The organism is Neisseria sp. P0001.S005, from assembly GCF_051963715.1.
Window position 1 is genome coordinate 1 of sequence record NZ_JBQCTZ010000824.1, and the last position, 348, is coordinate 348.

General features: G+C 44.5%; 1 protein-coding gene. It reads left to right on the forward strand.

Translation table 11 applies throughout. From position 1 onward, the window contains the following. Positions 1–30: 30 nt before the first annotated feature. A partial coding sequence (gene atpH, locus ACTHSP_RS23060; protein WP_440347134.1) for an ATP synthase F1 subunit delta occupies positions 31–348 on the forward strand: 318 nt, incomplete at its 3' end.

The window sequence follows — 348 nt, forward strand, 5'->3', positions numbered from 1 at the left end:
TCAGTACCTTAAAACAGGAGCTGTAATCTTATGGCAGAGTTCGCAACGATTGCCAGACCTTATGCGAAAGCATTGTTCAGTCTGGCTCAGGAAAAAAACCAAATCGAGTCTTGGTTGGGCGAACTGAAAGAACTCGCAGCGGTTGTTCAGGATGAGAAAGTCATTGCCCTCATCGAGCAGCCGGAAACGGGAGCTTCCGAAAAGGCAGAAACGCTCAAAGGTCTTGTCGGTATCAAAAATGTCGAATTGGCAAATTTTATTACCGTTTTGTCCGAGCAAAAGCGTTTGCTGGTATTGCCGGAAATTTATGCCCAATATCAAGATTTGACCTTGATACACAACAATACG